The organism is Ferrovibrio terrae (genome assembly GCF_943372915.1).
GTDB lineage: Bacteria > Pseudomonadota > Alphaproteobacteria > Ferrovibrionales > Ferrovibrionaceae > Ferrovibrio > Ferrovibrio terrae_A.
The window spans coordinates 25275-32464 of sequence record NZ_CALSAN010000039.1; the positions used below are offsets into that span (position 1 = coordinate 25275).

At 61.9% G+C, this 7190-nt stretch carries 11 protein-coding genes; 7 read left to right on the top strand and 4 right to left on the bottom strand.

All coding sequences use genetic code 11. The features are described from left to right. Positions 1–124: 124 nt before the first annotated feature. The 7 genes from AAG821_RS19540 to AAG821_RS19570 all read left to right on the top strand — a co-directional run bounded on the left by AAG821_RS19540 (position 125) and on the right by AAG821_RS19570 (position 4211). Complete coding sequence (locus AAG821_RS19540) at positions 125–1270, top strand: MBL fold metallo-hydrolase (RefSeq protein WP_341915420.1); 1146 nt, start codon at positions 125–127, stop codon at positions 1268–1270. Positions 1271–1399: 129 nt separating this feature from the next. Continuing rightward, entirely contained in the window at positions 1400–1861 is a 462-nt protein-coding gene (locus tag AAG821_RS19545; RefSeq protein WP_341915419.1) for a hypothetical protein, read from the top strand. Between the two features lie 72 nt (positions 1862–1933). Then, entirely contained in the window at positions 1934–2776 is an 843-nt protein-coding gene (locus AAG821_RS19550; RefSeq protein WP_341915417.1) for an NAD(P)-dependent oxidoreductase, read from the top strand. A 251-nt stretch (positions 2777–3027) separates the two neighbouring features. Beyond that, complete coding sequence (locus AAG821_RS19555) at positions 3028–3294, top strand: YMGG-like glycine zipper-containing protein (protein ID WP_341915416.1); 267 nt, start codon at positions 3028–3030, stop codon at positions 3292–3294. Between the two features lie 131 nt (positions 3295–3425). After that, positions 3426–3749: a BON domain-containing protein gene (locus AAG821_RS19560; RefSeq protein WP_341915415.1), complete on the top strand. Its 324-nt coding sequence runs from the start codon at positions 3426–3428 to the stop codon at positions 3747–3749. A 10-nt stretch (positions 3750–3759) separates the two neighbouring features. Beyond that, positions 3760–3969 (top strand): DUF3185 family protein, encoded by a 210-nt coding sequence (locus AAG821_RS19565; RefSeq protein WP_341915413.1) that lies wholly within the window; start codon positions 3760–3762, stop codon positions 3967–3969. Between the two features lie 83 nt (positions 3970–4052). After that, complete coding sequence (locus AAG821_RS19570) at positions 4053–4211, top strand: DUF3309 family protein (RefSeq protein WP_341897137.1); 159 nt, start codon at positions 4053–4055, stop codon at positions 4209–4211. Between the two features lie 61 nt (positions 4212–4272). On the opposite strand, the gene AAG821_RS19575 is transcribed toward AAG821_RS19570, so the two are convergent. The 4 genes from AAG821_RS19575 to hemA all read right to left on the bottom strand — a co-directional run. Then, positions 4273–4590, bottom strand: a complete 318-nt coding sequence (locus tag AAG821_RS19575; RefSeq protein WP_341915412.1) for a chorismate mutase — start codon at positions 4588–4590, stop codon at positions 4273–4275. A 170-nt stretch (positions 4591–4760) separates the two neighbouring features. After that, on the bottom strand, positions 4761–5414 hold the full coding sequence (locus tag AAG821_RS19580; RefSeq protein WP_341915410.1) for an OmpW family outer membrane protein: 654 nt from the start codon (positions 5412–5414) through the stop codon (positions 4761–4763). A 160-nt stretch (positions 5415–5574) separates the two neighbouring features. Next, the gene (locus tag AAG821_RS19585; protein ID WP_341915409.1) at positions 5575–6066 is read right to left on the bottom strand and encodes a hypothetical protein; all 492 of its coding nucleotides are present in this window, start codon (positions 6064–6066) and stop codon (positions 5575–5577) included. Between the two features lie 136 nt (positions 6067–6202). Continuing rightward, the coding region (gene hemA / locus AAG821_RS19590; protein WP_341916396.1) for a 5-aminolevulinate synthase at positions 6203–7190 on the bottom strand (988 nt) is incomplete at its 5' end.

Genomic DNA, 7190 nt, shown 5'->3' on the forward strand with positions numbered 1-7190 from the left:
AAGCCGGCATTGACGTAGCGTCAGCGCTGGACTTCCCCTTTCTGAGGCTTACCCTTGTCTGACGCTGGCCTAAGCGTCAGACTGGGGCCTAATTCGCCTCCATAACAAAATCAGGACCAGACCCGTGGCCGATGCGCCCGCAGCCCAGACTCCGGCATCGGAGTCCAAGACCGTTCCCGGTATCGACGGCACCGCTGTCTCCGACCAGGGCAGCCTGACCTATCCGTTTGACGGCAGGCCGGGTGATGGCGAGGTGATGGAGATGCGCCCGGGCGTGCTGTGGCTGCGCATGCCGGTACCGATCCCGGGCCTGGACTACATCAATCTGTGGCTGGTCGAAGAGTCCGAGGGCTGGACGCTGATCGATACCGGCTTCAAATCATCCAAGTTGCAGAAGATCTGGGACCAGGTGGTTGCGCAGCATCTGAAGGGCAAACCGATCGCCCGTATCCTGTGCACGCATTTTCATCCTGACCATATCGGGCTGGCCGGCTGGCTGCATGAGAAGTTCAACGCGCCACTGTGGATGACGTTTGGCGAGTGGAGCTTTGGCCGCATGCTCGAACTCGAGCAAATGCCCGAGGTGCCGGCCGATGTGATTGCCTTCTATGAGCAGCTGGGGTTCGATGCCGCGCAGATCGACGCACTGAAAGCGCGTGGCTTTGGCAATTTCGCCAAGGCAGTGACACCGATTCCGCGCGCTTTCCACCGCATCAAGGAAGGCGATAGCCTGCGCATCGGCGCGCATGACTGGCAGGTGATCGTCGGCAACGGCCATTCGCCCGAGCATGCCTGTCTTTATGCGCCGGCACTGAATCTGCTGATTTCGGGCGACCAGGTGCTGCCGCGCATCTCGCCGCATATCGGCGTCTATCCGGGCGAGCCGGAAGCCCGGCCGCTGACCCAGTATCTCAATTCCTTTGCCAAGTTCAGCGACCTGCCAGGCGATGTGCTGGTGCTGCCAGCCCACGGCGATCCCTTTATCGGCCTGCACAAGCGCATCGACATGTTGCAGCGACATCATGCCGTGCGGCTGGAGGCCCTGCTCGATGCCCTGGCGCAGCGGCCGCATACAGTGATCGAGACGCTGCCGCTGCTGTTCCGCCGCGACATCAAGGATCACATGACGCTGGCCGCTGGTGAAGCGCTGGCGCATCTGCATCACCTGATGCATGAAGGCCATGTGGTGCGGCAGCGGAATCCGGCGGGAATTTACGAATTCAGCCGCAGTGACGGTCTCCCCGATCGGGTTGATCTGGCAGCCCAGTAGCAGCCACACAATTACCGCATTTGTCTTGCAGTCTGCCAGCGAGCCCGGCGTTACAGCGCCGGGCCTCTGATTTTCTGGCAAGGCCAATATTTCTGGCTAGGCCTGCTTTCTTAGGCAAGGACAGCACGCATGAAACCCGTTTCGGCAGCCGCTTTCATCATCGGCTTCGGTTTGCTCGGTCTGGCGGAACCCGGGTTTGCCCAGGCCTGCCGGCAGACCCTGGATATGACACCGATGGGCGGGCCGAAGATGGTGCAATGCCATGAAGTGAGCGACATGCCGCAGAGTACGATCGATGGCATGTGCCGGCCGTCGGGCAATGCGCAGGCTCGCACGGTGCCCGAGCGGCTGGACAAATGCCCTGCCGCCCATGTCGGGATGTGCGCCACGCCGCTGCGCACCATCCAGGCCAACATCCGCCGTATGCAGGGCCTGCCGCCCGAGACCGAAAACCAGGTGCCGGAAACGGCGATGGTGAAGGCGTATTTCTATGAGGGCGTCCCGCCCAATGTGGCCGAGCAATGCGCCCGCAGCGGTGGTACCTGGACGGTTGCCAAGGCGCCGGCCGGCAAGGCGCCTGCCAAGAAATAACCTGCCGCCGCGGCAGCTTCCTCCGCCGGCCCTCTCCGCGCTATGATCGCGGAAAGAACCGGGGAGGGACGCATGACCGAGGTGATCAAGACCGGGTCGCTCAAAGGCAAGACACTGTTCATCACGGGCGCCAGCCGTGGCATCGGCCTGGCCATCGGCCTGCGGGCTGCCAAAGACGGCGCCAATATCGTCATCGCTGCCAAGACCACCGAGCCACACCCCAAGCTGGCCGGCACGATCTACACCGCCGCCGAGGCGATTGAAAAGGCAGGTGGCAAGGCGCTGCCGCTGGTGGTGGATGTGCGCGATGAGGCGGTGGTGGAGGCCGCCGTGGCGCAGGCCGTGGAGGCTTTCGGCGGCATCGATATCCTGGTCAACAATGCTTCGGCCATTTCGCTGACCGGCACGCTGGAAACGCCGATGAAGCGTTATGACCTGATGCACCAGATCAACACGCGCGGCACCTACCTGTGCAGTCAGAAATGCCTGCCGCACCTGATGAAGGCGGAGAATCCGCATATTCTCAACCTGTCGCCGCCGCTGAACATGAAGGAACACTGGTTTGCGCCGCATGTCGCCTACACGATGGCGAAGTTCGGCATGAGCATGTGCGTGCTGGGCATGGCCGGTGAATTCAAGCGCAAGGGTGTCGGCGTCAATGCGCTATGGCCGCGCACCGCGATCGACACTGACGCGATGAATGTGATCACCGGGCCGGAATTGCGCAAGAAGTGCCGCAAGGTGGAGATCATGTCGGATGCGGCCCATGTGGTTCTCACCCGGCCGGCCAGGGAAACCACGGGCAATTTCTTCATCGATGACGAGGTGTTACGCAGTGCCGGACTGAAGGATTTCGCGCGCTACCGCCATCCAGGCACCGCGGAAACCGATCTGATCCCGGATTTCTTCGTCTAACTCGTTTTCACGGGATGGGGTGCTCCGGGCTGCCGCCTGGTCGGCAGCCTGTGAGATTTATGCGATATCGGCTGCGCCGCCTCTTGCGGCAGCCGGTATTCGTGGCCTTCCGACATTTTAGTCGACCGCCATTGGTTCCCGTTCCGGAACCAATCGACGATATGGCCGTTTCCTTGTGCAGAGTGCAGAGCGGTGTCCAGATGCGGGCCGGTCTGCCGAACCGGAGCCCTCTGGGCTCCAAGGAGGCGACCATGAACCATGTAGCAAAGAACCGTCTGATGGCTGCGGCAGCTGCCGTAGTCCTGATCGCAGCCAGTGTCTCGTTGGGCGCCTGCGGCCAGTCCACTTCTGATCGTGCGCTTTCTGGTGGCGCAATCGGCGCAGGTGTTGGCGCAGCTGGCGGAGCATTGACCGGCAACGTGCTGGGCGGTGCGCTGATCGGCGGCGCCGTTGGCGCCGCGGCGGGCGGTCTCACCGATGAAGAGCAGATCAATCTCGGCAAGCCTGCCTGGCGCTAATACACGGGCAGGTATGAGGCCGCGGTGGCCGGCAGTGTGGCATGACCACTCTGCCGGCAGGTCAACTGAGTAAAACAAACTTTGGTCATGAGTCTCTCATGACCGGTCTAACACAGAAAAGGACGATCATCATGCTGACCCTCTCCCAAATTTCCCGCAGCCTCGCCGTCGTTGCCATGCTGGGCGGCGCCGTCGCCGTTTCGGCTTGCAGCTCGACTCCCAAGCAGGAATCGACTGGCGAATATGTCGACTCGGCGGCGATCACCACCAAGGTGAAAGCCGAACTGATCAAGGATCCGGTGACCAAGGCCAGCCAGATCAGCGTCGAGACTTTCAAGGATACCGTGCAGCTGAGCGGCTTTGTCGATACCGCAGCTTCCAAGTCGCGTGCCGAGCAGATCGCCCGCAATACCCAGGGCGTGCGAGCGGTGAAAAACGACCTGGTCGTGAAGTAAGGCGGTCGCCATGCCCACGAACATGCTGTTCGGCATCATCATCCTGGTGGCGGGTGTCGTCATGCTCGGTTTCGGGCTGAATGCATCGAACGCACCGATGGAGCAGCTGTCTGAGACCGTAACCGGTCGCTACACGGATATGACCATGTGGTATCTGATTGTCGGTGCGGCTGCCGCCTGCGGTGGTGTTGCGCTGATGGTCTTCGGCCGCAAGACATGAAATCCCGGTGCCGGACAGTTCCCTGCCCGGCACCGCGGGTTTTCTTCCCCAGTCAAAATTCATAATAATAAAAGGAGGCCGATATGAGTATTGGCACGATCCTGCTTATCATCCTGATCATCCTGCTGATCGGCGCGGTGCCCAGTTGGCCGCATAGCAGCAGCTGGGGCTATTACCCCAGCGGCGGCATCGGCATTGTGCTGATCGTGGTGATTGTCTTGCTGCTGATGGGGCGCATCTAGCGGCCCTGGCGGCAGCGCTTTACGCGGCGTCCGGCTATCATGGCCGGGCGCCGTTTTTTGTTCAGGTCCTGCCGGCCTTGCTTTCGCTGGCAATGGCTTCGTGATGCCGGATCACCTCCTTCACGATGAAGGCGAGGAATTTCTCGGCAAAATCAGGATCCAGTTTGGCGGTTTCGGCCAGCTGGCGCAGGCGGGCGATCTGGCGGGCCTCGCGCGCCGGATCGGCCGGCGGCAGGCTCTGCGTCGCCTTCAGATGGCCGACCTGCTGGGTGCATTTGAACCGCTCGGCCAGCAGATGGATCAGGGCGGCGTCAATATTATCGATGCTGTCGCGCAGGCGCAGCAGTTCAGGATGCACGGCAGGGGATGTCTGGGTCATGGCATTCACAGCGGGAAAACGGTCGCCCATCATGCGGGGCTGTGCCTGCCGGTCAAGTCGCGGGGCGAAGCGGCGGATGCCATCAAAGAAAAAAGCGCCCCCGCCAGGATCGACGGAGGCGCAGTCTTGTCCCAGCCGCGAGGTCCATCGCGGCCGGCACTGAAAAAGTCTCAGAATTTGTAGCCGACGCCGATGCCAACCACCCAGGGATTGAGATCAGTATCGGCATGGATCACCGTGCCGGTATTGGTGGTCACGGTGACATCGGTGTTGAGGAAGATCTTCTTCACATCGGCGTTGAAATACCAGCTGCCGCCAAGCTGGTAGTCAAAACCGGCCTGGAATGCATAGCCCAAGGCATTGTCATATTTGACGCTGCGCAGACCCGAGGCCTTGTCCTCATTGTAGAAGACGGCATAGGTGAGGCCGGCGCCCATATAGGGGCTGAAGGCCGACTTCGGTGCGAAGTGATACTGCAAGGTCAGGGTCGGCGGCAGCAGCCACACATCACCCAGATCGACCGTGCCAGACGTGCTGCGCTTGACTGCCATCTGGTGCTTGGTGGTGGCGGCAATCAGTTCGGCGGCGATGTTATCGGTGAAGAAATACGAGAAGTCGGCTTCACCGGTCCATTCGTTGCTGGCATCGACATCGCCGCCAATGATGGTGACGTTGGCACTTTCTGCCGGCAGCAAGCCGATGATACGGCCGCGCACCATGATGTCGCCCGCGGTCTTGCCGTCAGCGGCTTCGGCATTGAAAGCCAGGCTGGTCAGCAGCAGCGCGGCGCCAGCCGTCGCCGCAATAAGTTTTCCGATACGCATAATCGCTCCATTGTTTGGCAGGCGCCCACATGCGGCGCAGCGCTTGCCGATGAGGCAAGCGGTGCCGCAACTATTGGCGCATGGGGAGTAAGGCAGCTTTGACCGAAATCAATCCGGGCCGACATGGCGGCGCGGTTGCGACAACATGGCACAGTGGCGATCAGCCCAGATGCAGGTCGATCTTGTAGCGTTCGATCTCGGTGCTGTCTTCGTCGCGTTCGACCCCGATGACGATGACATTGTCACGCGCTGTGAGATCGGGCAGGCGTGCCACCAGAGAGGCATGGGCGTGCGTGGCGCTGGATGGACCATCGAAGGCGATCCCCACCGTGGTCATGTGACAGGCGGTACAGTAACCGGCCTTCATGTAGTCATGGCTCGAGGCCAGGTCGTGAAACAGGATGCCGGCATTCTGTTCGATGGCGGCCTGACGGATCTGGGTCGTGGTCATGTCCTGGCCGTCTATGCGGAACGGACGGCGATAGGCCTGGAAAAAGGTCCAGGCCAGCAGCATGGCCGCCTTGGTCTTGCCGCCGCCGGCCGGCCCGGAAATATAGAGGAATTGCGGGGCACGCAGACGCTGCTGCAAGGTTTGCACCTGCAGTGGCGTGAAACCGAAATCCGGCAGTGATTGAAAGGCGCGCTGTGACATCCTGAGCCCCTGATGGGCTTCTCATACGGGCGTCACGCTAACAAAGGTAGAGTTTACAAGGGTTTAAATCCGATAACCTCCGGCCCACCCGCATGGGGCGAGGCGGTCGCAACAACCACCAGCAGAGATAAACGAATTAGGCCGCCTGGCGGCGCAGGCCCAGGCGTTGCCACACATCGAGCAGGGCAGCGGTCAGTGCCTGCATCATCGCATCGGTGTGCACGGGCGTCGGGGTGATGCGCAGCCGTTCGGTGCCGCGCGGCACGGTGGGATAGTTGATCGGCTGGATATAGATGCCGTGATCGCCCAGCAGCATGTCGGAGGCGGTCTTGCACAGGGCCGCATCGCCGACCATCACCGGCACGATATGGCTCTGGTTCACCAGCACCGGCAGGCCGGCATTGAGCAGCATGCGGCGCAACGTGGCGGCACGTTCCTGATGGCGGGCGCGTTCGACCTGGCTGCGCTTGAGATAGCGCACGCTGGCGGTGGCGGCAGCAGCAATCGCCGGCGGCATGGCGGTGGAGAAGATGAAGGCTGGGGCATAGGAGCGCACGGCATCGATCATGATGGCGCTGCCGGCGATATAGCCGCCAACCACGCCAAAGGCCTTGCCGAGCGTGCCCTGGATGATGTGGATGCGGTCCATGGCGCCGTCGCGATCGGCGATGCCGCCGCCGCGGTTGCCGTAGAGGCCGACGGCATGCACTTCGTCCAGATAGGTCATGGCGCCGTATTTGTCGGCCAGGTCGCAGATCGCATGGATTGGCGCAATATCGCCATCCATCGAATAAACGCTTTCAAAGGCAATCAGCTTCGGCCGGTCGGCCGGGATGCCCTGCAGCAGTTCTTCCAGATGGGCGACGTCGTTATGACGCCAGATGCGCCGTTCGCAGCCGCTCTGGCGGATGCCTTCGATCATGGAGTTGTGGTTGTCGGCATCCGACAGGATGATGCAGCCGGGCATCAACCGGGCCAGCGTGGACAGCGAGGTCTGGTTGGCGATGTAGCCCGACATGAAGGCGAGTGCGGCGGGCTTGTTATGCAGGTCGGCCAGCTCGCGCTCGAGCGCGACGATCATGTGGCTGTTGCCGGAAATATTGCGGGTGCCGCCGGCGCCGGCG

Excerpts from the sequence above, each read along its gene's own strand:
- AAG821_RS19545 (WP_341915419.1), top strand. The coding sequence starts at position 1,400 with ATGAAACCCGTTTCGGCAGCCGCTTTCATCATCGGCTTCGGTTTGCTC.
- AAG821_RS19550 (WP_341915417.1), top strand. The coding sequence starts at position 1,934 with ATGACCGAGGTGATCAAGACCGGGTCGCTCAAAGGCAAGACACTGTTC.
- AAG821_RS19555 (WP_341915416.1), top strand. The coding sequence starts at position 3,028 with ATGAACCATGTAGCAAAGAACCGTCTGATGGCTGCGGCAGCTGCCGTA.
- AAG821_RS19560 (WP_341915415.1), top strand. The coding sequence starts at position 3,426 with ATGCTGACCCTCTCCCAAATTTCCCGCAGCCTCGCCGTCGTTGCCATG.
- AAG821_RS19565 (WP_341915413.1), top strand. The coding sequence starts at position 3,760 with ATGCCCACGAACATGCTGTTCGGCATCATCATCCTGGTGGCGGGTGTC.
- AAG821_RS19570 (WP_341897137.1), top strand. The coding sequence starts at position 4,053 with ATGAGTATTGGCACGATCCTGCTTATCATCCTGATCATCCTGCTGATC.
- AAG821_RS19575 (WP_341915412.1), bottom strand. The coding sequence starts at position 4,590 with ATGACCCAGACATCCCCTGCCGTGCATCCTGAACTGCTGCGCCTGCGC.
- AAG821_RS19580 (WP_341915410.1), bottom strand. The coding sequence starts at position 5,414 with ATGCGTATCGGAAAACTTATTGCGGCGACGGCTGGCGCCGCGCTGCTG.
- AAG821_RS19585 (WP_341915409.1), bottom strand. The coding sequence starts at position 6,066 with ATGTCACAGCGCGCCTTTCAATCACTGCCGGATTTCGGTTTCACGCCA.